Here is a 25,054-nt window from a genome sequence, read left to right on the forward strand (position 1 = left end):
CGTAGCCCGCTACGACGCCCTCATCCGGGCAAAATCTCCCACAAATTGTGACGCACATCTTGCAGAAAGCCTTTTTCAAACACGCTCTAGGGATATGGAACAATCTGAGTACAAATGAGCAGGAAACAGTAATGTCAATGCTGCGTGGACTTCGGAAGTAGGAGAACAGTTCGAGTATATGTATCGGCTGTTCTTTTTTTGTTTTTAGGCGTTAAAACGGTAATGTTTTTCTTGTATACAGTAGAGCATTAGAGTATAATAAAATCAGTTTTTTTTCATACGTTTAAAAGCTATAATAAGAAAATCGGCAAAACAGATGAAAGTCTGCGATGCAAAGCTATAGGGCCTGTAAAATGGCAGCCAGTTGCCACGTTAAAGATGCATTGTCTGCAATGACAATGCTTTTTTCATTTTTGGAGATCAAAAAGAAACTAAAACAGGCAGGTAATAATTGGTGGCTGCTAAAATATAAAAATGGAGCAGATAAAAATGTAGGTGTAAAGGAAATCGGTTATGTGAAAGAAAATTAAGTCAGCACAGGAACGAAAAAATACATTTAGGATAAAAAATTTGATAAGGGATTGACCAGACCGCATCAAATTCCATTGCAGATGCAATGGCACCCGGTGCAGAAAAACTGATGTGCAGTACCCGACAGGAAATGATGGAAGCTGTCCGTAAGGGTAAAGCCAATGCTGCTTTCGTCTACTATTACATGGCACAGGCGTTTGTGAATAGTGACACTACGGGCACCATGACATATACGCTGCTGGAACAGCCTACATTCACCTACCGCATGGTAGTTTCGTCAACAGAGAACCATGCGATGGCTGGTATTCTGACGAAAGCAATGTATGCCATGCCCGAAAATTTTGTCGAAGATCTTGCGGCACAGTATACTACATACAAAGCAACATATCTGACATTTGCTGACTGGATCCGTCTGCATCCTGTTGTTACTGTTTTGGTTCTTCTTGTTTTTGGATGGCTGCTGACTACTATGGCTGTGATCATGATGCGTCTCAGTGCAAGGAAAAAAGCTCAGATGGCAGCCCAGCAGAATGCGAAGAAAATGGCGGAACTGGCAGAACATGCACAGGCTGCAAACAAGGCAAAAACAGCATTTCTGTCACACATGTCCCATGACATGAGGACACCGATGAATGCGATTATTGGATTTACCGGTATTGCAATAAAAAATAACCCATCAGGTGAGGTGAGAAACTGCCTGGAAAAGATTAACGAAAGTTCAGAACATTTGCTGTCACTGATCAATGATGTATTAGATCTGACTCGCGTGGAAAGTGGAAAAGTGAAATACAATCCGGTACCGGCAGATGTGAAAAGTATCACAGATTCTGTCCGCCTGCGTGATGTGCTGGTCAATATTCTGAGTAATGCTGTGAAGTTCACTCCGGATGGAGGGACGATTACTTTTGAAGCCCATTGTCAGGAAAATAGTGAGGATGGATATATAAATATGCATTACTGCATCTCTGACACCGGTATCGGAATGAGTGAGGAATTTATAAAAGAAATTTTTGAGGAATTTGCACAGGAAGATTCCGGTGCGAGAACGCAGTACCATGGAGCCGGACTGGGAATGGCTATCGTAAAGAAGTATATGGAAAGACTGCTGTTGAGATTTTCAGAATTCATCCGGAAGGCACATTTGTCAAAGCCGATTGTGATTGATGAAGTTATAAAAACAATTTTGAGACATGTACATTTTGATAAAGAATGATTCGTAGAGGTATTTCATGAATTAGTGGAATACCATTGGGGTCGCGGGGGATAAAAAATGAAAACAAAAGATGTTCAGGAACTCTATCAAATAAAATTACATAGCATGGATACGATTCTGCATCAGATATCGCTTATGGATCAGGTGGAAAATGAGCAGGAGTTGTCAGAAATCATTCACTCTTTGCTGCAGGCAATCGGAAACTATACAGGGGCAGACCGGGTATATGTTTTTGACTGGGAAACCGATCAGAAGGACAGCCTGAGCAATACATTTGAATGGTGTGCCGATGAAGTGACACCAGAGATAGACAACCTTCAGGCAATCCCAGTCAGTTTGATGCCAAACTGGGTGAAACGATTTGAAAACAAGGAAGTAATCGTGATCCATGATCTGGAAGCAACAAAATATTCTGAACCGGAAGAATATGAATTGCTAAAAACACAGGAAATATGTTCATTGATTGCAGTGCCGATTTATGCCAATCATCAGATGAATGGATTCATCGGGGTAGATAATCCTGATTTGGGACAGAATGAGATTTCCATTACACTGCTGTCTGATGTTGGCGGGCATCTTGGATGTGTGAGGGAAAATCTGAAAACTACGGTACTGCTGAAAAAGGCTCTTGATGAGGCAACAAAGAGGACAGAGATTATTTCCGCAATTGCTACGCTGTATGTAACAATCATATATGCCAATGTTAAAGAGCGGACATATGAGCTTTTGGAAGGTTATGACCTTGTGCAAAAAATCCTTGGACAAAAGGGAAAAATTGATGATGTTATGGAAAGGCTTCCAGCAGCATTTGCCGCCCTGGAGTGGAGAGAAAAGTACAGAGAGTTTCTTGACTTTGATACATTGGCAGAGAGACTTCGCAATACGAATTCTGTTTCGATTGAATTTATGGGAGCAAACGGAGAATGGCGGCTGTCCAGATTTATTGTAAAGAGCAGAGATGCACAGGGAAACGCTGTGGATGTGCTTTATGTCGCCCGGGATATTACGGAAGAAAAATCCCGGGAACTCATGTATCAGAAACAACTTAAGGCAAGCATGGAAGATGCTCATCGCGCGAATCTTTCAAAAACAGCCTTTCTGAGGCGTATGAGCCACGATATCCGTACACCGCTAAACGGAATCGTGGGGATGATCCATATCGCTGAAAAATATAACAATGATGTGGTCAAATTACGTGAATGCAGGCAGAAGGTACTTCAGTCCACAGAATATCTGCAAAATCTGATCAACAATGTCCTGGATATCAGCAAACTGGAATCCGGTTCCCTTGTGTTGGAACATAAATCCTTTGATCTGGCAGAGCTGTTAAGTAATAATCTGACGGTTGTTGCAATGAGTGCTTATGAAAATGGTGTAAGATTTGAAGGCGGCGTGGAAGCAAGTACAATCCGCCACAGATATTTGATTGGAAGTCCGATACATCTGAGCAGGGTTTTAATGAATCTTTCTTCCAATGCGATTAAATACAATCATTTTCATGGAACCGTGAATGTTTATTGCGAAGAATTATCGGATGATGGGAATATGGCTGTTTTTCGGTTTGTATGTTCAGATACCGGTCTTGGTATGAGTGAAGAATTTCAAAAACATGCGTTTGATGTTTTTGCGCAGGAGGGCAAACTGTCAACTACAACCTTCAGTGGCTCCGGTCTGGGACTTTCGATTGTAAAAGATATTGTTGAACTGATGGGTGGAACGATAGAACTGGAAAGTGAAGAAAATGTAGGAAGCACGTTTACGTTTACGGTTCCATTTGAGATAGATCATCTGGCTGAAAACAATGATCCGCAGGAGGACAGCTGCCCACAGAGTATGAATCTGCTAGGGAAGCGGGTGCTTCTTGTTGAAGATAATGCCATTAATATGGAGATCGCCCATGCAATACTGGAAGAAGAGCATCTGAATATTACAGAAGCGAAAAACGGAAAAGAGGCACTTGAAATATTTCAGAATTCCAAGCTGAATGAGTATGATGTCATCATCATGGATGTGATGATGCCGGTCATGGATGGTCTGGAAGCAACAAAAGCAATTCGTATGTTGGAACGTGAAGATGCCAAAAAGATCCCAATCATTGCCATGACGGCAAATGCTTTTGAGGAGGATCGGAAAGCATGTCTGGATGCCGGGATGGATGAACATATTGGAAAGCCGATTGATATTCCGCTATTAAAAAGAACGATCACAAAACTGCTGACAAAAAATCATAAAAACCGCATAAATTAAAAAGTATGATCTGAAACTGCATACCTTATGGTCTTCCTTAAAGAAAGATGGATACATAGGAATTGTCGGATATTTTGATGGTATCAAACAGGAAATGGAATGCCTATTATTGCAATGATCGCCAATGCTTTTGCGGAAGATGTACAAAAATGTTTAGATGCAGGCGACTGTAGCCTGGAGGGTGGGAGAAAGATGAAGAAGTGCAAATTAGTACAGAATATAAGAAATTTCAAACTTTGTTACTTTATATTTTGCACAATGATATGTTTGACTGTTTTTCCTGTTTCCGCATCTGCTAAAGAAAAATCGGATCATGTTATCCGGATAGGATCTTTTGAGGAAACTTATAATACAGTCAATGAAAAGGGAGAAAGAAGAGGCTATGGTTATGAGTATCTTCAAGACATTGCAGGTTACGCAGGATGGACCTATGAATACGTGACAGGTAATTGGGAAGATTGCTTTACACAGCTGGAAAATGGAGAAATTGATATTCTTGGCGGCATTTCCTATACAGACGAACGTGCTGAAAAAATGTTATTTTCTGATATGCCTATGGGGGAAGAGAAATATTACATCTATACGGATGCCTCAAATATGGATCTTACAGCAGGAAATCTGGATTCTTTTGAGGGAAAAAATATTGGCGTGTTTAGAGATCATATACCAGAGGTTTTGTTATGACAGAAATTAAGTATATATTTCCGAAGCAACTGCAGTCTGTGGCTGCGTTGGCTTTTATAGCCGTGCTGATCGTTCTGCTTCTCATCCTGACTGTAATGGTACATATGAGGAACAGAAAACTGAAAAGTACGCTGGAAGAACAGATGGCGGAAAGACGGCTTCTGGACAAGATATGTGGAGATTTTACAGCTGTCTATTATGTTGAATTAAATACCGATTCCTTTGAAATCCTCCATATGAATGACGGAACCAACGCAAAAAAATGAACCTGAAGCAGTGTGATAATTTCAATTATGCTGCTGACCAATATGCGGTTCAGTATCTATATGGGAAAGAAAGACAGGAATTTAAGGACCGGGTTTCGACGGGGCATCTGAAGGAACGGCTTTCCTGGAAGGAGCGCATTACCTACCATTACAGAAGCAAACCGAATCCGAACCAGCATGAATTTTTTGAGGCACAGGCAATCAAAATATACCAGGATGAGAAACATTTATTCGCACTGGTGGGTTTCCGGCATATTGATGATATCATGGAAAAGGAAACTACGATCCAGAATCAGTTAAAGCAGGCACTGGACGAGACACGGCTGAGCAATGAAATAATTTCGGCAATTGCCAAGAGCTACTGTTCTATCTACAGGATTGATGTGCAGAAAGATTTTTTTGAAGAGGTATCAAATGACAGTGAAATACACAAACTGACAGGAAACAGAGGATGTGCATCGGAGAAGCTGTATCAGCTTTGTGATACCATGGTTGCACCGGAATACCGTCCGCTGATACGGCCTTTTCTGGATGTTTCTACACTTTCCACAAGATTGAAGACGGAAGAATGTATTTCTACAGAATACAGGATGTGTGATGGCAGCTGGCACAGGATGATTTTTATTGTAAAAAACGGGATGAGTCTGGGAATGTAACCCATGTTTTATGTACGGTCCGTAGTATCAGCGATTCCAAAAGACGTGAAGAGGATCTTAACTTTGCAGCGGAAGCAGCAAAGCGGGAAGCCGAAATGAAAACAAGGTTTCTGGCAACTATGAGTCATGATATCCGTACACCACTGAACGGTATTATCGGTATGGTAAATATGGGAAATCAGTACGCAGATGATCTTCTGATGCAGCAGAAGATCAGAGAAAAGGCAATGGAATCTCTGAAATATCTTGTATCTCTGGTAAATGATGTGCTGGATATGAATAAACTACAGAGCGGAGATTTGAAGGACCAGCAGCTTTTGTTTGATCTGACAATAGTACTGCGGGAACTGAACCAGATTTATGATGAGCGGGCTGCAAAGAAAGGCATCCGGTATGAGGTTGACTGGAAAAATGGTACATATAGCCACATCGCTCTGATTGGAAATCCGGTATATCTTGGCAGGATCCTGTCGAATATTTTGGACAATGCCATAAAATTCAGTCAGGCGGGCAGTGTAATCACGGTCTGGGTTAAGGAAGAAATTCTGGATGATGGCAGGGCATTTTTTGCTTTCTACTGTAAAGACCAGGGTGTGGGTATGAGTGAAGATTTTATTGCCCATGCTTTTGATATGTTCTCTCAGGAAAGCAAGACAAGCAGATCCAGGTATGAAGGCACCGGACTGGGGCTTGCAATTACGAAGCAGCTTGTGGACAGGATGGATGGAAGTATTGAACTGAAGAGCAAAGTTGGTGTTGGTACTACAGTTATTGTAAAAATACCGTTCAAAATTGGCACACAGGATGAAAACAGTAATTTATCAGACAAGTCGGTAAGCCTTGATGATTATTCAGTGGAAGGCATGAGAGCATTGGTTGTGGAAGACAATGAGCTGAACATGGAAATTGCCAGATGTATACTGGAAGAAAGCGGTATGGAGGTTACATGTGCAGCGGACGGGAAGGAAGCAGTTGAAATCTTCGAAAAATCTGAACCAGATTATTTCGGGGTAATTTATATGGATATTATGATGCCGAGGCTGAATGGACTGGATGCGGCAAGGACAATCAGGGAAATGAAAAGAAGGGATGCCATGAGGGTTCCGATCATTGCAATGTCCGCAAATGCCTTTGCAGAAGATATTATCAACAGCCGGCTGGCAGGAATGAATGTCCATCTTGCAAAGCCGCTGGATGCGGAAAAAATGATCGTTGCCTTAAAACAATGCATGGCAGATAATAGGGATGTAAAACTGCACGAAGATTTGTAGGAATAAAAAGACAGGGCATATAAAGGGGGTATATTGTATATGGCGGTTACTTAATATTCGCTGTACTGGTTTCTGCATCAGATACCGGTTCAGCTAAAATAACATTACATACGTGATATATTATTTCTGCAAGTTTATGTGAATGAATGTTAAAATCATTATTAATCCAGTCAACAATTATATTTCAGCAACCATGCATCATGAATGAATATATATTGTTCCTCACATTTATCAGATAATCCGGGGATAATTGACTGTATGTAAGACTGCACACTGTTCATTATGCCTTGCTGAAATGCGTGTGTTTCCATCTGGCATAATAAAATGCCAAATGTTGTTTTATTATCCTTTATGTAGTTAAGAAATATTTCATAAGTAAACATCATAAAAAGATGGTGACTATGTTTGGAAACTCCAATTTGACCTTTCACAACTTGAGACATTCAACAGCTTGTATTTTATATGAGCAGGGGTGGAAAGCAAAGGATATTCAAGAATGGTTAGGTCATGCTGATATTGTAACAACTATGAATATATACACACATATTGACAGAGCACATAAACAGAGACAGGCAGAGTCCTTAAGCGGAGTTTACGAACATCCGTAAAATGACTTTACGAACACTTTTGAAAAAAAGGGGAAAAGCATAAAAAAACACCGAAACCCTTGATTTCTCAAGGCTTTCGGCGCCCCTGCCAAGTAGTCGAAGTGACGGGATTCGAACCCACGACCTCTGCGTCCCGAACGCAGCGCTCTACCAAACTGAGCCACACTTCGTCAACGACAAGTAATATTATACATAGAGAATGCCATCTTGTCAACACAAAATTTGAAAAAAATCAAAAAAATTTAAAAATTTTATGAATGAATAAATCGCAGCTTCATATACATTAATGAATGAAATGAAAATGCTTATAAAAAGGACAGGGAGGTCGTCATTTGGCTGGATATCGCCGTTTTATCGCATATGTATATGAGTACCGCAAAGGAAAAAAGGAAAACAACTGCGGTTTTATAAAGGTTGAAGTCCGAAATTCCATATGTACAATTGAAATTCATCTTCATGTAGAAGGGCTGGCAGCAGAGGAAGAGGCCAGGGTATTTTGCTTCCTGAGAAAGGAAGGTCTGATGAATGGAATTCTCATCGGAAGCTGCATGACGCAGACGGACCGGGTTGATTGCCTGATTGAAACAGATGCATTAAATATGGGAGATTCCGGAACGGCCCTTGGCAAAATGGGCGGCATGGTAATTCTGACAAAATCCGGCGGCTTTTTCGGCACAGAATGGGATGACCAGGCAATCCGTCCGGAAAATTTCAAAGAAATGAAAATTGGAGAAGAAACAAAGAGGTCAGAAGAGGATAAACAGGAAGAAACGAAACAGGAAACTGCTCAACCAGAATCGCCTCAAAACGAAATGGAAAATAACAGTGACGCCGAAAACGTGCCTGAGTCTGAGATGGAAAAAGAAAATGCAGAAGCTTTGGGCCAGGTCACACCTAATGATGAAGTGCAGAATGTAGAATTTTCAGAAGAGACAGAAACCAATACTTTCAAAACAGAGCCGCCAGCATCAGTAAGCAACAAAGAATTTACGACCAATCCGAACCAGACTGATTCAGAAAGCAATCATGCAAATATGCCAGAACCTATTCCTGGTGACGCTCTGTCGGCAGAGTCTATACTTCCGGCAAACGCTTCAGAAGAACTTTCTGTCCCCGTAAGCAGTCCAGATTCTTCTTCAGACAGCACCAACACTATTTTACAAGAACCAAAGCCCAAAACAAGTTCCGAAATCGAACTGAATCCAGCACCTCAGACCTCAGACGTCCCGTCCCCCACCGAAGAAATCCACATACAGTCCATCCACTCCAAACCCGAAAAACACTCCCTCCCCTTCGGTCAGCCCTTCTGCCCCTTCGCAGACGGCGACCTGTTCCAGTGCTGGAAAATCCATCCCCAGGATCTGGTACACTTCCCAAGAAGACAATGCGGCCTTAGAAACAACCGCTTTCTGCAATACGGCTATTACAACTTCGGACATCTGCTCCTGTGCCGCCGTCAAAACGGAAAGTACATCCTTGGTGTTCCCGGAAGCTACGATCAGCAGGAACAGTTCATGGCAGGCATGTTCGGCTTCCCAAGCTTTAAAGAAAGCCCGCTCATAAAAGTCCCCAAAGGAAAAGGCGGCTACTGGTATCGTTCCATTGACCCGCCTGTCTGTCATTAACTTAAAATACCATTTTTACACACTTTTCAGGCAAAAAGAGCACTTCCCCAAAATTGACATCCTCATCAGAACTGCCTATAATAAAAGCATTCCCAGTGCGTTTTATCCTGGAACCTGTTTGAAAAAAACAATCCTGCGATCTGCCTGCCCTGGGAAATAAGTGTGCATTAGATGAGGAAAAAAATGAAATGAAACAACGAGACCTGACAAAAGGCAGCATTACCGGAAATCTGATGCTGTTTGCCCTGCCTCTCATGGCCGGGAATTTTTTGCAGCAATGCTACAATATCGCAGATACCCTGATCGTGGGACGGTATCTGGGAGCCAATGCCCTTGCCGCAGTTGGCTCGTCTTATACCCTGATGACCTTTCTGACGTCCATTTTGATTGGAATGTGTATGGGAAGCGGTGCCGTATTTTCCATCCGCTTCGGCGAGCAGGATCACAAAAAGCTAAAAGAAGGAATTCTCCATTCCTTCGGCCTGATCGCGGCAATGACTGTGGTGATCAATGTTCTGGTTTACGCAGGTTTGCCCCTGATCCTGAAAGTCCTTCAGGTGCCGGCAGAAGTGGTTCCCTACATGCGGACCTACCTGCTGGTCATATTCGCCGGAATCAGCGCCACATTTTTATATAATTATTTTGCAGCACTGCTAAGAGCTGTGGGAAATTCAGTCGTCCCCCTGATTTTTCTTGCAGTATCTACTGTCCTGAATATAGTACTTGATCTGCTCTTTGTTCTTGGCCTTGGCTGGGGCGTGGCAGGAGCCGCAGGTGCAACGGTCCTTGCGCAGTTCATATCCGGAATCGGAATTACGGTATACACCTTGATCCGTTTCCCGGAATTTCGCCTTTCACGTGAAGAACTGCACTTTGACAAAAGGGTTCTGGGTGAGATTGCCCAGCTCTCTTTTCTTACCTGCCTGCAGCAGTCCGTTATGAACTTTGGAATCCTCATGGTCCAGGGCCGGGTAAACAGCTTTGGAACCGCAGTTATGGCAGCATTTGCAGCAGCGGTAAAAATCGATTCTTTCGCTTACATGCCGGTACAGGATTTTGGAAATGCATTTTCCACCTTCATTGCCCAAAATTACGGCGCCGGAAAAGAAAAGCGAATTTCTCAGGGAATCAAAAGTGCGGTAACAGCTGCATTTGTATTCTGCCTGGTGATCAGCGCAGCGGTCTGTGCATTTGCCGCGCCGCTTATGGGCATTTTTGTAAATGCATCCCAGACGGAGATTATTTCCATTGGTGTCGGATATCTGCGAATTGAAGGCGCATTTTATTTTGGAATCGGACTTCTTTTCCTTCTGTATGGATATTACCGTGCAGTAAAAATGCCTGGAATGTCCGTGATCCTTACCATCCTTTCCCTTGGAACCCGTGTGGTCTTGGCTTATACTTTGTCCGCCGTTCCGGCAATCGGCGTCACCGGAATCTGGGCATCCGTTCCCATTGGATGGGCACTGGCAGACATTGTGGGCGTCACCTATTACTGGAAAAAGATGCGAAGAAAATCAGAGCTTGGTTAATGTGCCGCACATTTTACAGATAACATTTTTCATTTCACACAACAGGAGAACTTTATGCTTACAGATCAGGAACGTTTTATGAAAGAAGCCATCCGCCAGGCGAAAAAAGCCCGGGCCCTGGAAGAGGTTCCAATCGGCTGCGTGATCGTCTGCGATGGACAGATTATTGCAAGAGGCTACAACCGCAGAAATACAGACAAGAACACCCTTTCCCATGCCGAGCTGAATGCCATCAAGAAAGCCAGCAAAAAGTTAGGAGACTGGCGGCTGGAGGGCTGCACCATGTATGTGACCCTGGAGCCCTGCCAGATGTGTGCCGGCGCCCTGATGCAGTCCCGCATTGACCGTGTGGTGATCGGAAGCATGAACCCCAAAGCCGGATGCGCAGGCTCGGTTTTGAATCTTCTGGAAATGGACGGATTCAACCACAAGGTGGAAGTAATCCGCGGCGTTTTGCAGGAAGAGTGCTCCTCTATGCTGTCCGATTTTTTCAAAGAGCTTCGGGAAAAGAAGAAAATGCTGAAAAAATCTCTGGCAGAACAGGTTGGAAATTCAGAAAAATAGTGGTATAGTAAAGAACTAGAGCGTGTTTGAAAAAGCATTCCTGCAATCTGCACGCCCCACTTTGCGGTATATTTTGCCCGAATTCAGTTGCCGTAGCCCGCTACGGCGCCCTCATCCGGACAAAATCTCCCATAAATTGTGACACACATCTTGCAGAAAGCCTTTTTCAAACACGCTCTAGAAAAGCCATCGAATTTCAGGAGAAATAAAGGATGGCGAAATTGACAGGAGGAAAACACAATGGAACTTGAAGCATTAAGAAAAGACATGGTTGCTGCTATGAAAGCAAAGGATAAAGTAACAAAGGACGCAGTATCTTCCCTGATCTCAGCAGTGAAGAAAGTTGCAATTGACGAGGGCTGCCGTGATGATATCAGCAGCGAGCTGGTTGATCGCGTGATCCTCAAGGAACTGAAATCTGTAAAAGAGCAGATCGACACCTGCCCGGAATCCAGACAGGATCTGAAGGATGAATACCAGGCAAGATATGATGTTATCGCTAAATACGCTCCGAAGCTGATGGATGCTTCCGAGATCAAAGCTTACCTTCAGGAAAAACATGCCGAGCTCATCGCCTCCGGAAACAAAGGCCAGATCATGAAGACCATCATGCCGGAACTGAAAGGCAAAGCAGACGGCAAAGTAATCAACCAGGTAGTAGCTGAGTTTTGCAAATAATTTTTGCAGAATATACGGATAGATCCTAGAGCCTGTTTGAAAAATCATTCCTGCAATCTGCACGCCCCACTTTGCGGTATATTTTGCCCGAATTCAGTTGCCGTAGCCCGCTACGGCGCCCTCATCCGGACAAAATCTCCCACAAATTGTGACGCACATCTTGCAGAAAGCCTTTTTCAAACACGCTCTAGAGCCTGTTTGAAAAAGGTACATGATGTAAAGGACGCGAGTGCATTCCTTTCATTTATGTATCTTTTTTATTGACCAGATTTCCCCTGGGATGGCAGTACAGACAGTTAGGCGACGGAGCATCCCCCCGAAATTCACCGTTGTCTGTACTGCTTCACCAGGGGGAAATCGTCCGTCTTGACAAAATGCACAAAAAAAGAACGTCCTCTCAGACGTTCCACAACTTTCTTTATTACGCGCGCCGCACTTCGGAATGGTCTCACAGACGTTACCTCTACAGTTAACTCAGCCCAGGCACCCTCACGGCACACAGGAGATTCTACTTAGTGCTGCTACATTCCTGTCCTGACACGGTTCATAGAGTCCTGTTGCGTAAGACCCAAACGTCAACGCCACTTATAAAGGGCAGCTCCACAAGATACAAGCCTCAGATTGGCATCACCCCTGCTGTAGCGGATTGCAGGTACAGGGCACCGCTATCTCCCCGGCTGCGCTGAATTTAATTATAAGGGACAAACGAAAATTTGTCAATAGATTTGCACATTTTCCCTTTCATAAATCTGGTTTTTCTCTGGCTTTTGCCGCATATGGAGGAAGAATCCAGCCGCGCTAGACAAATTCCTTGTTGTGTCAGCCCACGAAATATTATATAATTAAATCCAAGCATTAAAATGTGTGTGCAAAAAGGTTCATAAGGACCGCACAGACGCCGGAAGCGACGGCGCCTGTTTGCCAAAGACACAGAAATGGAGGGTACTATGATTAAAAGAATCGGCTTATTAACAAGCGGCGGTGACTGCCAGGCCCTGAATGCCACCATGCGCGGAGTAGTAAAGGGACTCACCAACAGCATCGATGATCTGGAGGTTTACGGATTTGACGATGGATACAAAGGACTGATCTACGGCAAATACCGTATGCTCACATCCAAGGACTTTTCCGGAATCCTTACACAGGGAGGAACTATCCTTGGAACATCCAGACAGCCGTTTAAGCTTATGCGTGTACCGGATGAGAAAGGTCTGGATAAGGTAGAAGCAATGAAGCAGACCTACTACAAGCTCTGTCTGGACTGCCTGGTAATCCTTGGCGGCAACGGAACCCAGAAGACAGCCAACCTTTTACGCGAGGAAGGCCTGAATATCATCCATCTGCCGAAGACCATCGACAATGATATCTGGGGAACAGACATGACATTCGGCTTCCAGAGTGCAGTAAACATTGCGACCAACGCAATCGACTGCATCCACACAACAGCAGCTTCCCACGGCCGCGTATTCATCGTAGAGGTTATGGGACACAAGGTAGGAAGCCTTACCCTGCATGCAGGAATCGCAGGCGGAGCAGATATTATCCTGATCCCGGAGATTCCCTATGACATCAAGAAAGTAGTTGCAGCTATCCAGAAGAGATCCAAGGCAGGCAAGCGCTTCACCATCCTTGCTGTGGCAGAAGGTGCCATTTCCAAGGAAGACGCTCTGCTTTCCAAGAAAGACTACAAGAAGAAACTGGAAGACCGTGCAAAGAAGTATCCTTCCGTATCTTATGAAATCGCAGACAAGATTACCCAGGAGCTTGGATCAGAAGTCCGCATCACAGTTCCGGGACACACACAGCGTGGAGGAGCACCGTGCGCATACGACCGCGTGCTTTCCACAAGAATCGGAGCAGGTGCTGCTGAAGCTATCCTTGACGGAGAGTATGGTATCATGATCGGTGTTGTAAACGGCAAGATCAAGAGAGTTCCTCTTGAAGAGTGTGCCGGCAAGCTTAAGATGGTTTCTCCAAAAGACCAGACTGTCAAAGCTGCAAAACAGATCGGTATCAGCTTCGGCGACTGATTCTGCTTTTCAGAAAGGAGTTTCCATAAATGAGCTATACTGCTCTATACCGGAAGTTCAGACCGGATAATTTCGATGATGTCAAGGGCCAGGATCACATTGTGACCACGCTGACCAATCAAATCAAGGCGAACCGTATCGGACACGCCTATCTGTTCTGCGGCACCCGAGGAACCGGTAAGACAACCGTTGCAAAAATACTGGCGAAGGCAGTAAACTGCCAGCACCCGGTAAATGGAAGCCCCTGTGGTGAATGTGAAATGTGTAAGGCGATACAGGCCGGCACCTCGATGAACGTGATCGAGATCGATGCCGCATCCAACAACGGTGTGGACAACATCCGTGAAATCCGCGAGGAAGTGGCCTATCGCCCTACAGAAGGAAACTATAAGGTATACATTATCGACGAGGTTCACATGCTTTCAACAGGAGCATTCAATGCTCTTCTGAAAACACTGGAGGAACCTCCGTCTTATGTTATCTTCATTCTTGCAACCACAGAGGCACACAAGATCCCGATCACCATTTTGTCCAGATGCCAGAGATACGATTTTCACCGTATTTCCATTGACACCATTGCGGCAAGACTGGATGAGCTTTTGAAAATCGAGAATGTGGAGGCGGAGGAGAAGGCAGTCCGCTACGTTGCGAAGGCAGGAGACGGCTCCATGCGAGACGCCTTAAGTCTTCTTGACCAGTGCATTGCCTTTTATCTGGGACAGACCCTGACCTATGACAAGGTTCTGGAAGTGCTTGGCGCAGTTGACACAGAAGTGTTCAGCAAACTTTTGCGCCAGGTCCTTAAGGGGGATGTGACCTCGGCCATCCGCACTCTGGAGGATTTGATCATAGGCGGAAGGGAGCTTGGACAGTTTGTAGGAGATTTTACCTGGTACATGCGTAATCTTCTCCTTGTGAAAACGTCCGAGAACCCGGAAGAGGCCATTGACGTCTCTTCCGAGAACCTGAAGCTTCTGCAGGAAGAAAGTGAGATGGTGGATGTAGAGACGCTGATGCGCTACATCCGTATTTTTTCTGATCTGTCCAGCCAGATCCGCTATTCCACCCAGAAACGTGTTCTGGTGGAGATCGCACTGATCAAGCTGTGCCGTCCGGCCATGGAGACCAATCTGGATTCCGTTCTAGACCGTCTGCGTGTTCTGGAGCAGCGTATGGATGAGCGCCCGGTTCAGCAGGTAATCGTGCAGCAGGGAAGTTCAGGAGCGGTTTCAGGCGGCGTGGATGCGGGAATGGCGGCACCTAAGGCTGCGGCTCCGGTGAAAGCCGCGCCAGAAGATCTGCAGAAGATTGTAGCCAGCTGGCGGGTAATTGTAGGACAGACCAGCGGCATTTTCAAGCAGATGCTTCAGAAAGCCATCCCCAAGTACAATGGTGAGACAGGCGAGCCTGTGCTTTACGTGGAGTTTCAGGATTTCCTGGGCAAAACCTACGTGGACAATCCCGAAGCCGAGAATGAGCTGAAATCCATCATTGCGGCGCAGACTGGCAAATCCGTGGAACTGAAAATGGTAGTGGCAAAAGAGCACCACCACACCAATCTTGCCCAGGTAACAGTAGACCAGGCGATCCGGGAGAATATCCATATGGATGTAGTGGTGGAAGAAAATCCGGATGATCCGGAAGAATAAAAAATACCGGGGGACGGGACAAATTTGTCCCGGTAGGACTTCGGTGTGGAAATATTGAATTCAGGAGGAATGTGTAATGGCAAAGCGTGGAGGTTTTCCGGGCATGGGAATGCCGGGAAATATGAATAATCTTATGAAACAGGCGCAGAAAATGCAGCGTCAGATGGAAGAGAACCAGAAGGCTCTTGAGGAGAAGGAATTTACTGCAGCTGCAGGCGGCGGAGCAGTAGAGGTAACCATCTCCGGCAAGAGAGAAGTAACCAAAGTAAAGCTTGCAGAAGAGGTTGTAGATCCGGACGATATTGAAATGCTTGAGGATCTGATCGTTGCGGCAACCAACGAAGCTCTTCGCAAGGTTGAGCAGGAGAACCAGGCTGTGATGTCCAAGCTGACAGGCGGCCTTGGCGGACTAGGCGGAGGTCTTCCATTCTGATGGAATACTACAGCAGTCACATTAACAAACTGATCGAGCAGCTTTCCCATCTGCCTGGAATCGGTGCGAAATCAGCCCAGCGCCTGGCTTTTCACATTATGAATATGCCCAAGGACCAGGTGCAGCAGCTGACAGGCGCCATCACAGATGCCAGGACCAATGTACAGTACTGCAAGTGCTGCTACACCCTGACAGATAAGGAAATGTGCCCGATCTGCAGCAATCCCAAGCGTGACCACAGCACCATTATGGTAGTGGAGAACACCAGGGATCTTGCTGCTTATGAAAAAACAGGCAAGTTTGACGGCGTTTATCACGTTCTTCACGGAGCTATTTCCCCTATGCTGGGAATCGGCCCGGATGACATCAAGCTGAAGGAGCTGATCCAGCGTCTGCAGGGAGATGTGAAGGAAGTGATCATTGCCACCAACTCCAGTCTGGAGGGAGAAACCACAGCCATGTATATCAGTAAGCTGATCAAGCCTACTGGAATCAAGGTAAGCCGTATTGCAAGCGGCGTGCCTGTGGGCGGCGACCTGGAATACATTGACGAGGTAACCCTTCTTCGTGCACTGGAGGGCCGCGTAGAACTTTGACACAGAACGAAAACGGTGGGAGGTGATTTCCTGTGGCGCGAAAAAAAGTGACTTCATCCGATGTAGCAGAGAAAGCAGGGGTTTCCCAGGCTACCGTTTCCATGGTGCTGAATCACAAATATAACGTTTCTTTTTCCCGGGAGACCGTAGAAAAGGTAGAAAATGCCGCCCGCGAGCTGGGCTACCGTCTTCCCGGGCACAGAAGCAAAAAAGAAAACAAAAAAGAGAAGCTGATCGTTGTATTCTGCCCCACCATCACAAGCCCTTATTATGTGCTGCTTCTGCAGGGCATTGAGGCTGTGGCGAATGAGCGGGGGTATGGGGTTTTCATCTGCAATACCCAGCGTGATGCAAGACTTGAGGAGAAATATCTGCGGATGATCCGCGCAATGGCACCCCAGGGAATCATTTATGCCTGCAATCCTCACCCGGACTACATCAGCCAGGTGGAGGAGATGGCAAGGGATATTCCGCTGGTCATCATCAGCAACAAGGAGAAGATCAGCACCGTAGATGCCATCAATCAGGACAACACAGAAGTGGGCCGTCTGATGGCAAGGCACCTTCTGGACCTGGGACACCGGGATGTGGCATTTATTACCCCGCCTCTTACCAGAAGGCAGTGGCAGCGTTCCAAGCGAGTGGATGGCTTTGTCCATGAGTTTGAGAAAGCCGGGCTTGCCGGACATGTGATCATCCGGGCCGCAGACGAGTCGGTAGACCGCCGCAATCCCCGGACGGATTCCGAGTATTCCATGGGCTATGCCCTGACCAGGTCTCTTCTTGAGGATGGCAGCAGATTTACCGCCATTGCAGGGCAGAATGACATGATGGCCATCGGTGCGGTGGATGCGCTTCAGGACGCCAGACTGCGTGTGCCCAAGGATGTATCGGTGATCGGCTGCGACAATATTTTCTATTCCGGGATCCGGCGTGTGTCGCTAACTACTATAGACCACTTTGTGGCATTGAAGGGCCGTGATGCCTGCGATATTATCATCCGCAAGATCGATACGGACAACCGTTTCGGAGAGGGAATACGTCCCACAAGCGTGTACAATATTGAATATAACCCCAAGATCATTGTGCGCAAAACCACTGGCTACGCAAGGCTGGACAAGCTGGAGCCGACAGTGGAAAAAAACGGATGAAAATAAGATTAAATAAATGATTCAACCGAAATTATTAGTAATAAAATCTGGAAAAACACATGGAAAAAACTTTGCAAAAGCTGATAAACACTATAAAAAATAGATTGATGGGTAAGTGACAAACCTGGAAAATATTAATAAATTTGATGAATTATTAATTGAATTTTTATTAATAAAAAGCACCCCGTCTTGACCTGCAAGTGAAGTCTGGTATAATGAAAGCATGTGAAAAACATGTGCAAAAGCTTAAACAAATTCAGGAGGATAAGATCATGAAATTTTTTATTGACACAGCAAAAGTAGAGGATATTAAAGCAGCGAACGATATGGGAATCATCTGCGGAGTAACCACAAACCCATCCCTGATCGCAAAAGAGGGAAGAGACTTCAACGAAGTTATCAAAGAGATCACAGAGATCGTTGACGGACCAATCAGCGGTGAGGTAAAGGCTACTACAACAGACGCAGAGGGAATGATCCGTGAGGGACGTGAGATCGCAAAGATCCATCCGAACATGGTTGTTAAGATTCCGATGACATGCGAAGGCCTGAAGGCTGTTAAGGTTCTTTCCAAAGAAGGAATCAAGACAAACGTAACCCTGATCTTCAGCGCAAACCAGGCACTTCTTGCTGCAAGAGCAGGCGCTACCTATGTATCTCCATTCCTTGGAAGACTTGATGATATCTCTACAGATGGCGTTGAGCTGATCCGTCAGATTGCTGACATGTTTGCTGTTGCAGGCATTGACACAGAGATCATCGCAGCAAGCGTTCGTCATCCAATGCATGTAACACAGTGTGCACTTGCTGGTGCTGACATCGCAACTGTACCGTTCAAGGTACTTGAGCAGATGACACATCATCCGCTGACAGATGCCGGAATCGTGAAATTCCAGAATGATTACAAAGCTGTATTTGGTGAATAATTGATACTTGGAATTGCGGGAACTTACAGACAGGTCGCAATCCGCGTATCATGGAATAATAAGGAGAATTGATAATGGAGAATTTAGAGCTTCAGAAAACTGCAAACGAAGTCCGCAAGGGCATCGTAACTGCACTGCATGCTGCTAAAGCCGGTCATCCGGGCGGATCTTTATCTGCAGCAGATGTATTTACATATCTTTATTTTGAGGAGATGAATATCGATCCGAAGGATCCAAAGAAAGCAGACCGCGACCGTTTCGTCCTTTCCAAAGGTCACACTGCACCGGGACTGTACTCTGTACTTGCACAGAGAGGCTATTTCCCGAAAGAAGATCTGGTAACACTCCGTCACCTTGGATCTTACCTTCAGGGACATCCGGATATGAAGCACATTCCAGGCGTTGACATGTCCAGCGGATCTCTTGGACAGGGAATCTCTGCTGCAGTTGGAATGGCACTTTCCGCAAAATTATCTAATGACAGCTATCGTGTATACACACTTCTTGGAGACGGCGAGATCCAGGAAGGCCAGGTATGGGAAGCTGCTATGTTCGCAGGTGCCAGAAAACTGGACAACCTTGTAGTGATCGTTGACAACAACGGCCTTCAGATCGACGGTAAGGTAGAGGACGTATGCTCTCCATACCCGATCGATAAGAAATTTGAGGCATTTAATTTCCATGTGATCAATGTTGCAGACGGAAATGATATGGCACAGCTGCGTGCTGCTTTTGACGAAGCAAAGGCTACCAAAGGAATGCCTACCGCAATCGTTATGAAAACCGTAAAAGGCAAAGGAGTTTCCTTCATGGAGAACCAGGTTGGCTGGCATGGAAAGGCTCCGAATGACGAAGAATACGCACAGGCTATGGCAGATTTGGAAAAGGTAGGTGAAGCATTATGTCAGAAGTAAAGAAAATTGCCACCAGAGCAAGCTATGGAAACGCTCTTGTAGAACTTGGAAAGAAACATGATGATCTGGTTGTTCTGGACGCTGACCTTGCTGCAGCTACACAGACCGGAATCTTTAAGAAAGCGTTCCCGGAGCGTCATATTGACTGCGGTATCGCAGAGTGCAATATGATGGGAATTGCCGCCGGAATCGCAACAACAGGCAAGGTACCGTTTGCAAGTACCTTTGCAATGTTTGCTGCCGGACGTGCATTTGAGCAGGTCCGCAACTCTGTAGGATATCCGAAGCTGAACGTTAAGATCGGTGCTACCCACGGCGGAATTTCCGTTGGTGAGGACGGTGCTACCCATCAGTGCTGCGAGGATTTTGCCCTTATGCGTACAATCCCGGGAATGGTTGTAGCATGCCCGTCAGACGACATTGAAGCAAAAGCTATGGTAGAGGCTGCTTATGAGCATGTAGGCCCTGTTTACATGAGATTTGGTCGTCTTGCTGTTCCGGTTATCAATGACAATCCTGATTATAAATTTGAGCTTGGTAAAGGAATCGTTCTTCGCGAGGGAAAAGACCTTACCATCATTGCCAACGGACTTTGCGTAGCTCCGTCTCTTGAAGCAGCAGCTAAGCTTGCAGAAGAGGGAGTCGAAGCAAAGGTTATCAACATCCACACCATCAAGCCTCTTGATGAGGAGCTTGTTGTAGCTGCAGCAAAAGAAACTGGTAAAGTTGTAACTGTTGAGGAGCATTCCATCATCGGCGGTCTTGGCGGCGCTGTATGCGAGTGCCTTGCTGAGAAAGCTCCTGTACCGGTGAAGCGTATCGGTATCAATGATGTTTACGGCGAGTCCGGTCCGGCTGTTGCTCTTCTTGAGAAATACGGACTTGATGCAGCTGGCATCTACAAACAGATCAAAGCATTTATCTGATCGGACTTTTGAATGAAGCAAAATAAGCTGTAAATTATTATACACAGAAGAAATGTCAGGGGCAACTCGAGCAAGCCTCTGACATTTTTTATATGCTGCAAAAATTTATGGACTTTTCTTTACGCGGAAAAGCTCCCAAGAATTCCCTGGGTGATGGTATCCGCAAGGGTGATCACTGTGGAAAGGCGTGTTGTCTGTAAGGTAAGGTATTCCAGAATCCCGGCTATGTTTACGATTCCAGTAATGTAGATATCCCCTACTGGCGGCAGATCCTTCTGTACGGCAGCACCCGGGTAGAGCGAGCCGTTTCCGATACTTACATATCCCAGATGGCGTTTTTCACCCAGAGAGGCATCAATGGCAATCACAAGGGCAGATGGATGGGCACTTGCAATACTGTCCGTTATATGGGATAGATTTACGGCATGAACAGGCTGATTCAGAGTTCCATAGACGAAAATTCCTGGAATCTGGTACTGGCTCAGACGATAGCCCACATAAGGCCCCAGACAGTCCCCTGTTACCCGGTCGCTTCCGATACACAGAAACACAATTTCGGACCAGTCCTTTTTATGACGCTGAATGCATTTTTCCAGAACCCTGGCAATTTCTCTGGAAGAATCCTGGTTTTGGGTATTAATATAAAATGGCATATGAACGCTCCTGCTTTTTTATAATCCATCTTATCCCAGTTTTGAAAAAATTATGCACTCTGCAAAAACTGTCGTTAAATTCTCTGAAACAGGTCTTATATTACGCTAAAATCTGCATTTTCCATATGATATGCTCATACCCGAAGGGGTGATGTGATCATGATAGAGATCGTTTACAAGGAGGAGAAGCAGGAAGCAAAAAATGGGGAAAATCTTTTTAATCTGCCGAGAAATATACGCCAGATCGGTCTGACTGCCGGGAATATCCGGATTTACATTGAGGATTATGTATATACATTCCTCACAAGACTTGCCAGAAACGAAACCGGTCCAGGAAACGAACAGGGCTGTGTGGCTGTATTTACCGGCGACACCAAATGGAACAACGGAATAACCTATCTTTTCATCCGGGGAGCGTTGATGGTGGAAGATATGGAAGCTGCTGCGGATCATATTGATTTCTCGGAAAAAGTATGGACAAAGATTCAGGAAAACCAGGCAAAATATTTTCCAGGACAGGAAATTACAGGCTGGTTTTTTTCGCGCCCCCAGATGTATATGGAAACAGATGAGCTTCTGACCCGCATCCACTTAAGATATTTCGGCGGGGAAAAGGTTCTGATGCTCATGGAACCCGCAGAAAAAGAAGAGGCTTTTTTCTTTTACGAAAACGGACTTATGATCCGGCAAAGAGGATATTACATTTATTACGAAAAAAATCCTCTCATGCAGGAATACATGATTGAGAAAACGAAAGACATGGGTCAGGGAGCTTCGGAAATTGTGGGAGATGAGGCAGTCACCACCTTCCGTAAAATCATCAAAAATAAAAAAACACCAGAGACAGAGGAAAAGCCCCAGAGGGAGACGGAGCATACCTCTGTTTTTTCTTATGCGGCTACAGCTTGTCTGGTGCTTGCCGTCCTTGCTGTAGGCGCAGGCTTTTACAGAAATTACATGCGCATTGCGGAGCCTTCTATGGATTCCACTGTTACGGTCATGTCTGACAACACGGTAGAAGAAAGTGAAGACAATCAGGCAGATGCCGTACGTGAAGTGACGAAAACGCCGGAGATCACCTGGATCGAAGAGATTACGAAAGCACCGGAAGAAACAGATGAGCAGCCAGAGGAAAGCCTGCAGATCACTCCGACCATTCAGCCTGGTGCGGAAAATGGGACAGAAGAAGCTGATGTACAGGAAACAGATACCAAGGAGACAGGAGCGTCTGCTGCTGCGGATTCTGCCAGTGCTGAAGAAAGCCAGGAGACTGTGAGCGAAGATAAATTTTCCCAGGAGGCAGATGAGCGAAAAGCGAAAAAGGAGGAGAGTCAGGTTCAGCTGACGCCTTCTGCCCAGGCATCATCAGACAGCGCTTATGAAACCTATATCATAAAGCCTGGAGATACCCTGTACCAGATCAGCATTTCTCATTACGGGAATATGGATGCAATTTCGGAAATCTGCCGCCTGAACAATCTTAAGGAAAACCAGGTGATTTATCCTGGGCAAATGATTGTATTACCATAACAGGATGTGTTATAATCGAAATGCATGTAAGCTAGAAAATACAAGGCAAGGTTAAATTATGGCAAATACATTCAAAAATATCAGAAAGAAACTGAGGCGGAAACGTCTCCTGGCAGAGAAACGCCGTCTGGAGAAGGCACAGTCCGGTACAAGGAGCAGTGCATCTGTCCGAAGGAAGTTTAAATCTGCTCTGAGGAAAAGAAAAGCCGTGCTAAGGCCTGTGGCTGCCGTGCTTGCAGTGGGACTGGTAGTTTTGCTGGGCTTTCTTTTCCTCGAAAAACGAAGCTATCATAGCTATAAGGTACAGGCCGCCAGTGAACAGGAAGACACCGTATCCACGCAGTATACCAATTTGTCGGGCAAGATCCTGAGGTACAGCTCCGACGAAGTATCGCTGGTGAACACGAAGCTGGATACGATCTGGTCACAGGCTTATGACATGCAGAACCCGGTGGCAGATGTGTGCGGCGACCGTGCTGTTATTGCAGACATAGATGGAACCTCTATGGTATTTGTAGACCAAAATGGAGTCACCGGAACGGTTTCCACATCCTACAGTATTATCAAGGCAAAGGTATCCAAAAACGGAATGGCAGCAGCAATTCTGGATGGAGGAGATCACACCTGGATCAATTTTTACAATCTGGACGGAAGTCTGATCGCAGAAAACCAGACGAATATCCAGGATCCTGGATATCCTATGGATGTGGCACTGGCGGAGAACGGAGTTGTCATGATGGTGGCTTATCAGTTTGTAGACAGCAGTGAGACTACCAGCTACGTGGCATTCTACAATTTTGGAGAGGTTGGCCAGAATGAGGATGACCGTATTGTCAGCGGTTATACTTATGATGGCGTGGTTGTTCCCCAGATCCAGTATCTTGGAAGCAATGCAGTGGCACTGCGGGATGACGGCTTCACACTGTATTCCGGCAGACAGATTCCCAAGGAGCTGAAGACGGTTCAGGTTGAGAATGAGATCATCAGTACTTTTTATGATGAAAACAACATCGGCCTGGTATTTAAAAATGACAGCAAAGATAAACAATACACCATGCAGGTCTACGCCACTGACGGAAAACTGAAGTTCAGCAAGGATTTTAATATTCCATATACTACCATCCGGATGAGCGATGGATATATTATCATGTACAACAGTTCACAGATTTGCGTGCTGAACCAGAATGGCACTGAGAAATATTTTGGAAATATTGACGGTACCGTTAGGGATTTCTTCAAATTAGGATGGAACAAATATCTCCTGGTCATGGACACAGGGGTAAATGTGATAAAACTCAGCTAAGGAGAACAAAATGGATATAAGCTGGACCTGGCTTGGCATTGCTGTACTGGCGCTAATCGCGGCGGCCTGTATCATGGGATTTCGGAAGGGATTTGTCAAAGAAATCGTATCAGTATTTTTTATGCTGATCTCCTTTCTTCTTGTGTGGGCGGTCAATCCATATGTGAATACCTTTGTAAAAGAATATACCCCTGTTTACGATACCATTCAGGACAAATGCCAGACACTGGTGTCCGAACAGATCGGCAATAAGAAAACACTGGATAAGGAAGAGCAGAATCAGGTAATGGAGAATATGGAGCTTCCAGACCTTCTGAAAAATGCCCTGGTGGAAAATAATACGGCAGAGACATACCGCTATCTGGCAGTCAGTACATTTACAGAGTATATTTCTGACTCGCTGGCTGTGATGGCGGTAAACGGAATTTCTTTTTTGATTTCTTTTGTGCTTTCTGCCGCAGTGATCAAGCTGCTGGGATTTATTCTGAATGTTCTGACAAAGCTTCCGGTGATCAACGGCATTAATAAGATTGCTGGTGCCGCTGTCGGAGGGATCAAATGCATCATCTTTATCTGGATCGCTTTCCTGGTGCTTACCTTATTGTGCAATACAACACTTGGACAGCAGGGAATGGCACTGATCCAGCAGGATGCATTCCTTAATTTCCTGTATAGCCAGAACGTTTTTGTTAAGGTATTCATGAGCGTTTTTTACGGTAATTGAGCCTGAAATGTCAAAAAATGCAAAAAAATAAAAAAAATTGAAAAAAGGGGTTGACGAAACCGGACTCCGATGATATACTGAATCTCGCTTCTGAGGAAGCGGGATTTCTTTTTGAAACGAATTAAAAAAGTTTCAAAAAAATTAAAAAAAGTTGTTGACAAACGAAAACAGTTGTGTTAATATAAACAAGCTGTCGGACAGACAACGACAGATAAACAACCTTGATAACTAAACAGTGAAACACATACGATTCTCGAAAATTCTTAACGAATCATCATTCAAAAGAATGAACTTTTTATAACAGTAATGACGAGAGATAACTAAGCTAGTTGGTTGTCTTGAGT

Annotated in this window: 26 protein-coding genes, 1 tRNA gene, 1 other RNA gene, 2 pseudogenes and 1 riboswitch; of the genes and pseudogenes, 26 read left to right on the plus strand and 4 right to left on the minus strand. The window is 45.2% G+C overall.

Going from position 1 to position 25,054, the window contains the following annotated elements:
* A partial coding sequence (locus OCV70_RS19995) for a DUF6783 domain-containing protein (protein ID WP_317259485.1) occupies nt 1-58 on the minus strand: 58 nt, incomplete at its 3' end.
* On the opposite strand from OCV70_RS19995, the pseudogene OCV70_RS20000 reads away from it, so the two are divergent.
* The 9 genes and pseudogenes from OCV70_RS20000 to OCV70_RS20005 form a co-directional block, all read left to right on the plus strand.
* Nucleotides 53-118, plus strand: a pseudogene (locus OCV70_RS20000) (hypothetical protein); the annotation flags it as partial. The gene OCV70_RS19995 and the pseudogene OCV70_RS20000 overlap by 6 nt on opposite strands.
* 178 nt (nt 119-296) lie before the next feature.
* Nucleotides 297-372, plus strand: a riboswitch (cyclic di-GMP riboswitch).
* On the plus strand, nt 354-530 hold the full coding sequence (locus OCV70_RS18010; RefSeq protein ID WP_021924521.1) for a hypothetical protein: 177 nt from the start codon (nt 354-356) through the stop codon (nt 528-530). It overlaps the preceding riboswitch by 19 nt.
* 50 nt (nt 531-580) lie before the next feature.
* Nucleotides 581-1,636, plus strand: a pseudogene (locus tag OCV70_RS18015) (sensor histidine kinase); the annotation flags it as partial.
* Between the two features lie 165 nt (nt 1,637-1,801).
* Nucleotides 1,802-3,991, plus strand: coding sequence for a hybrid sensor histidine kinase/response regulator (locus OCV70_RS18020; protein WP_117855222.1), 2,190 nt, complete (start codon nt 1,802-1,804; stop codon nt 3,989-3,991).
* Nucleotides 3,992-4,090: 99 nt separating this feature from the next.
* Entirely contained in the window at nt 4,091-4,675 is a 585-nt protein-coding gene (locus tag OCV70_RS18025) for a substrate-binding periplasmic protein (protein ID WP_243280864.1), read from the plus strand.
* On the plus strand, nt 4,672-4,941 hold the full coding sequence (locus OCV70_RS18030) for a hypothetical protein (RefSeq protein ID WP_243000461.1): 270 nt from the start codon (nt 4,672-4,674) through the stop codon (nt 4,939-4,941). The genes OCV70_RS18025 and OCV70_RS18030 overlap by 4 nt, the downstream gene beginning before the upstream one ends.
* Nucleotides 4,938-5,597: a hypothetical protein gene (locus OCV70_RS18035; protein WP_117855224.1), complete on the plus strand. Its 660-nt coding sequence runs from the start codon at nt 4,938-4,940 to the stop codon at nt 5,595-5,597. The genes OCV70_RS18030 and OCV70_RS18035 overlap by 4 nt, the downstream gene beginning before the upstream one ends.
* A 95-nt stretch (nt 5,598-5,692) precedes the next feature.
* On the plus strand, nt 5,693-6,868 hold the full coding sequence (locus OCV70_RS18040; protein WP_117855227.1) for an ATP-binding protein: 1,176 nt from the start codon (nt 5,693-5,695) through the stop codon (nt 6,866-6,868).
* A gap of 371 nt (nt 6,869-7,239) precedes the next feature.
* Nucleotides 7,240-7,476 carry a tyrosine-type recombinase/integrase gene (locus tag OCV70_RS20005; protein WP_334292276.1) on the plus strand — a complete coding sequence of 79 codons (237 nt, stop codon included), beginning with the start codon at nt 7,240-7,242 and terminating at the stop codon, nt 7,474-7,476.
* 96 nt (nt 7,477-7,572) lie between these two features.
* Here the strand turns inward: OCV70_RS20005 and OCV70_RS18050 are convergent.
* Nucleotides 7,573-7,646 (minus strand) — tRNA-Pro (locus tag OCV70_RS18050).
* Between the two features lie 162 nt (nt 7,647-7,808).
* Here OCV70_RS18050 and OCV70_RS18055 point away from each other — a divergent pair.
* The 6 genes from OCV70_RS18055 to OCV70_RS20015 all read left to right on the plus strand — a co-directional run bounded on the left by OCV70_RS18055 (nt 7,809) and on the right by OCV70_RS20015 (nt 12,139).
* Nucleotides 7,809-9,101, plus strand: coding sequence for a DUF6128 domain-containing protein (locus OCV70_RS18055; protein ID WP_021924479.1), 1,293 nt, complete (start codon nt 7,809-7,811; stop codon nt 9,099-9,101).
* Between the two features lie 188 nt (nt 9,102-9,289).
* Nucleotides 9,290-10,633: an MATE family efflux transporter gene (locus tag OCV70_RS18060; RefSeq protein ID WP_262579967.1), complete on the plus strand. Its 1,344-nt coding sequence runs from the start codon at nt 9,290-9,292 to the stop codon at nt 10,631-10,633.
* 54 nt (nt 10,634-10,687) lie between these two features.
* Nucleotides 10,688-11,197 carry a tRNA adenosine(34) deaminase TadA gene (tadA, locus tag OCV70_RS18065; protein WP_021924477.1) on the plus strand — a complete coding sequence of 170 codons (510 nt, stop codon included), beginning with the start codon at nt 10,688-10,690 and terminating at the stop codon, nt 11,195-11,197.
* A gap of 26 nt (nt 11,198-11,223) precedes the next feature.
* Nucleotides 11,224-11,406, plus strand: coding sequence for a DUF6783 domain-containing protein (locus tag OCV70_RS20010; RefSeq protein ID WP_317259484.1), 183 nt, complete (start codon nt 11,224-11,226; stop codon nt 11,404-11,406).
* 31 nt (nt 11,407-11,437) lie between these two features.
* Nucleotides 11,438-11,875, plus strand: coding sequence for a GatB/YqeY domain-containing protein (locus tag OCV70_RS18070; RefSeq protein ID WP_021924476.1), 438 nt, complete (start codon nt 11,438-11,440; stop codon nt 11,873-11,875).
* A gap of 36 nt (nt 11,876-11,911) precedes the next feature.
* Nucleotides 11,912-12,139 (plus strand): DUF6783 domain-containing protein, encoded by a 228-nt coding sequence (locus OCV70_RS20015; protein WP_117855238.1) that lies wholly within the window; start codon nt 11,912-11,914, stop codon nt 12,137-12,139.
* A gap of 161 nt (nt 12,140-12,300) precedes the next feature.
* On the opposite strand, the gene ffs is transcribed toward OCV70_RS20015, so the two are convergent.
* An RNA gene (gene ffs / locus OCV70_RS18075) (signal recognition particle sRNA large type) lies at nt 12,301-12,558 on the minus strand.
* Nucleotides 12,559-12,822: 264 nt separating this feature from the next.
* Here ffs and OCV70_RS18080 point away from each other — a divergent pair.
* The 8 genes from OCV70_RS18080 (at nt 12,823) to OCV70_RS18115 (ending at nt 20,500) form a co-directional block, all read left to right on the plus strand.
* On the plus strand, nt 12,823-13,905 hold the full coding sequence (locus OCV70_RS18080) for a 6-phosphofructokinase (protein ID WP_021924787.1): 1,083 nt from the start codon (nt 12,823-12,825) through the stop codon (nt 13,903-13,905).
* A 29-nt stretch (nt 13,906-13,934) separates the two neighbouring features.
* On the plus strand, nt 13,935-15,554 hold the full coding sequence (gene dnaX / locus OCV70_RS18085) for a DNA polymerase III subunit gamma/tau (RefSeq protein WP_262579968.1): 1,620 nt from the start codon (nt 13,935-13,937) through the stop codon (nt 15,552-15,554).
* Nucleotides 15,555-15,630: 76 nt separating this feature from the next.
* Nucleotides 15,631-15,987 carry a YbaB/EbfC family nucleoid-associated protein gene (locus tag OCV70_RS18090; RefSeq protein WP_021924790.1) on the plus strand — a complete coding sequence of 119 codons (357 nt, stop codon included), beginning with the start codon at nt 15,631-15,633 and terminating at the stop codon, nt 15,985-15,987.
* Entirely contained in the window at nt 15,987-16,583 is a 597-nt protein-coding gene (gene recR, locus OCV70_RS18095; protein WP_021924791.1) for a recombination mediator RecR, read from the plus strand. The genes OCV70_RS18090 and recR overlap by 1 nt, the downstream gene beginning before the upstream one ends.
* Before the next feature lie 32 nt (nt 16,584-16,615).
* On the plus strand, nt 16,616-17,734 hold the full coding sequence (locus OCV70_RS18100; RefSeq protein ID WP_021924792.1) for a LacI family DNA-binding transcriptional regulator: 1,119 nt from the start codon (nt 16,616-16,618) through the stop codon (nt 17,732-17,734).
* Nucleotides 17,735-18,006: 272 nt separating this feature from the next.
* Nucleotides 18,007-18,660 (plus strand): fructose-6-phosphate aldolase, encoded by a 654-nt coding sequence (fsa, locus tag OCV70_RS18105; RefSeq protein ID WP_021924793.1) that lies wholly within the window; start codon nt 18,007-18,009, stop codon nt 18,658-18,660.
* Nucleotides 18,661-18,734: 74 nt separating this feature from the next.
* Nucleotides 18,735-19,574: a transketolase gene (locus OCV70_RS18110; RefSeq protein WP_021924794.1), complete on the plus strand. Its 840-nt coding sequence runs from the start codon at nt 18,735-18,737 to the stop codon at nt 19,572-19,574.
* On the plus strand, nt 19,562-20,500 hold the full coding sequence (locus OCV70_RS18115; RefSeq protein ID WP_021924795.1) for a transketolase family protein: 939 nt from the start codon (nt 19,562-19,564) through the stop codon (nt 20,498-20,500). The genes OCV70_RS18110 and OCV70_RS18115 overlap by 13 nt, the downstream gene beginning before the upstream one ends.
* A 119-nt stretch (nt 20,501-20,619) precedes the next feature.
* Here OCV70_RS18115 and yyaC read toward each other — a convergent pair whose 3' ends face one another.
* Nucleotides 20,620-21,153, minus strand: a complete 534-nt coding sequence (gene yyaC, locus OCV70_RS18120; protein WP_021924796.1) for a spore protease YyaC — start codon at nt 21,151-21,153, stop codon at nt 20,620-20,622.
* Nucleotides 21,154-21,312: 159 nt separating this feature from the next.
* Here yyaC and OCV70_RS18125 point away from each other — a divergent pair, with 159 nt between their 5' ends.
* The 3 genes from OCV70_RS18125 to OCV70_RS18135 are packed head-to-tail and all read left to right on the plus strand — an operon-like array spanning nt 21,313 to nt 24,710.
* On the plus strand, nt 21,313-22,683 hold the full coding sequence (locus tag OCV70_RS18125) for a LysM peptidoglycan-binding domain-containing protein (RefSeq protein ID WP_262579969.1): 1,371 nt from the start codon (nt 21,313-21,315) through the stop codon (nt 22,681-22,683).
* Between the two features lie 58 nt (nt 22,684-22,741).
* Nucleotides 22,742-23,986, plus strand: a complete 1,245-nt coding sequence (locus OCV70_RS18130; protein ID WP_021924798.1) for a DUF5711 family protein — start codon at nt 22,742-22,744, stop codon at nt 23,984-23,986.
* 10 nt (nt 23,987-23,996) lie between these two features.
* Nucleotides 23,997-24,710 (plus strand): CvpA family protein, encoded by a 714-nt coding sequence (locus OCV70_RS18135; protein ID WP_021924799.1) that lies wholly within the window; start codon nt 23,997-23,999, stop codon nt 24,708-24,710.
* The last annotated feature ends 344 nt before the right edge of the window (nt 24,711-25,054 follow it).

The organism is Blautia acetigignens, from assembly GCF_025566865.1.
Classification (GTDB): Bacteria; Bacillota; Clostridia; order Lachnospirales; family Lachnospiraceae; genus Blautia_A; species Blautia_A acetigignens.

Coding starts and splice junctions, on each gene's coding strand:
- OCV70_RS18030 (WP_243000461.1), top strand. CDS start 4,672: ATGACAGAAATTAAGTATATATTTCCGAAGCAACTGCAGTCTGTGGCT.
- yyaC (WP_021924796.1), bottom strand. CDS start 21,153: ATGCCATTTTATATTAATACCCAAAACCAGGATTCTTCCAGAGAAATT.
- OCV70_RS18080 (WP_021924787.1), top strand. CDS start 12,823: ATGATTAAAAGAATCGGCTTATTAACAAGCGGCGGTGACTGCCAGGCC.
- OCV70_RS18115 (WP_021924795.1), top strand. CDS start 19,562: ATGTCAGAAGTAAAGAAAATTGCCACCAGAGCAAGCTATGGAAACGCT.
- OCV70_RS18025 (WP_243280864.1), top strand. CDS start 4,091: ATGCCTATTATTGCAATGATCGCCAATGCTTTTGCGGAAGATGTACAA.
- OCV70_RS18130 (WP_021924798.1), top strand. CDS start 22,742: ATGGCAAATACATTCAAAAATATCAGAAAGAAACTGAGGCGGAAACGT.
- OCV70_RS18040 (WP_117855227.1), top strand. CDS start 5,693: ATGAAAACAAGGTTTCTGGCAACTATGAGTCATGATATCCGTACACCA.
- OCV70_RS18110 (WP_021924794.1), top strand. CDS start 18,735: ATGGAGAATTTAGAGCTTCAGAAAACTGCAAACGAAGTCCGCAAGGGC.
- OCV70_RS18020 (WP_117855222.1), top strand. CDS start 1,802: ATGAAAACAAAAGATGTTCAGGAACTCTATCAAATAAAATTACATAGC.
- OCV70_RS18010 (WP_021924521.1), top strand. CDS start 354: ATGGCAGCCAGTTGCCACGTTAAAGATGCATTGTCTGCAATGACAATG.
- fsa (WP_021924793.1), top strand. CDS start 18,007: ATGAAATTTTTTATTGACACAGCAAAAGTAGAGGATATTAAAGCAGCG.
- dnaX (WP_262579968.1), top strand. CDS start 13,935: ATGAGCTATACTGCTCTATACCGGAAGTTCAGACCGGATAATTTCGAT.
- OCV70_RS18135 (WP_021924799.1), top strand. CDS start 23,997: ATGGATATAAGCTGGACCTGGCTTGGCATTGCTGTACTGGCGCTAATC.
- recR (WP_021924791.1), top strand. CDS start 15,987: ATGGAATACTACAGCAGTCACATTAACAAACTGATCGAGCAGCTTTCC.
- tadA (WP_021924477.1), top strand. CDS start 10,688: ATGCTTACAGATCAGGAACGTTTTATGAAAGAAGCCATCCGCCAGGCG.
- OCV70_RS18070 (WP_021924476.1), top strand. CDS start 11,438: ATGGAACTTGAAGCATTAAGAAAAGACATGGTTGCTGCTATGAAAGCA.
- OCV70_RS18125 (WP_262579969.1), top strand. CDS start 21,313: ATGATAGAGATCGTTTACAAGGAGGAGAAGCAGGAAGCAAAAAATGGG.
- OCV70_RS18090 (WP_021924790.1), top strand. CDS start 15,631: ATGGCAAAGCGTGGAGGTTTTCCGGGCATGGGAATGCCGGGAAATATG.
- OCV70_RS18035 (WP_117855224.1), top strand. CDS start 4,938: ATGAACCTGAAGCAGTGTGATAATTTCAATTATGCTGCTGACCAATAT.
- OCV70_RS18060 (WP_262579967.1), top strand. CDS start 9,290: ATGAAACAACGAGACCTGACAAAAGGCAGCATTACCGGAAATCTGATG.